Source organism: Candidatus Symbiopectobacterium sp. NZEC135 (assembly GCF_025962695.1).
Window position 1 is genome coordinate 1 of the sequence record NZ_JAGFPF010000366.1, and the last position, 1,667, is coordinate 1,667.

The window sequence follows — 1,667 nt, forward strand, 5'->3', positions numbered from 1 at the left end:
AATGAGATAAACTAAAAAACCATCTTTATTACCTTGCCAAGAATATAATATAAGCGGTGTCGATAAAATAAACCGCTGAGCAATGAGAATGCAGGGTAATGGTCATTGTTACTTGCAACAAAATGAAGGCTTATTTACCATCAACTTAATGAAAAAATAATGAGACGTGTTTTCGATAAAACCTCATTTATTTGGTTGATTATGCAAAAACTAAAAAAACCGAACATTTCTTTCAGTAGAAACGTCGTTCGATAGGGATTAGCGGGGGCAGTGAAGGGAAGCGGGGCGGTAGACTGGAGGATAAGGTGGGCATAAACAGCGTGCGAAACACGCTCAGGATTAACACTGTTTCGATTTTGTTAAAAAAATAAGCGCTATAATCAACATAGCCAGTGATGATGCTGGCCATGAGAAGTGCTAATGCGCTCACTATTATCATGAGATTTATTATGAAAAATGTGTTTCCGTCTATTCTGATTTCGGCCTCTCTGTGCGTTTCCTTTTCCAGTATTGCATCGGCCACACTGGATGTAAAAAAAACGGTAAATGAAGCCATTGAACCTTTACTCAAATCACAAAACATTCCTGGTATGGCCGTAGCAGTGCTGATTCACGGCAAGCCTTACTTCTTTAATTATGGTCTGGCGGAGGTAAAACCTGCTCGCCCGGTGACAGAAAATACGCTCTTTGAGCTGGGTTCGGTCAGTAAAACCTTTAATGGCGTGCTGGGCGGTGTGGCGGTCGAGAAGGGGGAAATTGCGCTCAACGATCCCGCCAAGAAGTACTGGCCGGCGTTAAATACCGTTCAGTGGCAACACATTACGCTGTTGCAATTGGCTACCTACACCGCAGGCGGTTTGCCATTACAAGTTCCAGACGAGGTGACAACGCCTTCTGCGTTGCTACAGTTCTATCTGCACTGGCAACCACAATGGGCTCCGGGTGAAATGCGGCAATACGCGAATTCCAGCATTGGGCTGTTTGGCGCATTAGCGGCAAAAAATACAGGGATGACGTATGAGCAAGCAATGCAACAACGCGTATTTAGCCCGTTAAAACTCACCCATACTTTTATAACAGTACCTGACTCTGCCATGAAAGATTATGCGTGGGGATACCGAAATGGTGAGCCGGTACGAGTTTCTCCTGGTGCCTTAGATGCAGAGGCTTATGGTGTAAAAACGACATCGAAAGATATGTTAGCGTGGATGCAAGCCAATATGAATCCCGACCAGGTCACCGATCGCGTGCTGCAAAAAGGCATTCATATCGCACAGACGCGTTACTACCGCACTGATGCACTTTATCAAGGGCTGGGCTGGGAAATGCTCGATTGGCCTGGGCAGGCGGATAAGATAATCTCCGGCAGCGATAACACCGTGGCGTTGAGTCCGCAAAAGGTCATCGATAATCAGCCTCAACCACCTGTGGCTGCCTCATGGGTACATAAAACCGGTGCAACTGGCGGTTTCGGTGCCTATGTTGCCTTCATTCCCGAAAAGCAGGTTGGGATAGTGATGTTGGCTAATAAAAATTATCCTAACCCGATGCGCGTCAAAGCGGCGATGCAAATTCTCACTGCATTGCAATAACAGCATAACCCCAGTTCAACCGTTCAAACAGGACCGGGTGCGATAAACCATTAAGCGGCTTTATCGCATCTGGAT

1 protein-coding gene is annotated in these 1,667 nt (G+C 46.1%); it reads left to right on the plus strand.

Going from position 1 to position 1,667, the window contains the following annotated elements:
* Positions 1 to 449: 449 nt before the first annotated feature.
* The gene (ampC, locus tag J5224_RS26905; protein WP_264628218.1) at positions 450 to 1,592 is read left to right on the plus strand and encodes a class C beta-lactamase; all 1,143 of its coding nucleotides are present in this window, start codon (positions 450 to 452) and stop codon (positions 1,590 to 1,592) included.
* Positions 1,593 to 1,667: the final 75 nt, after the last annotated feature.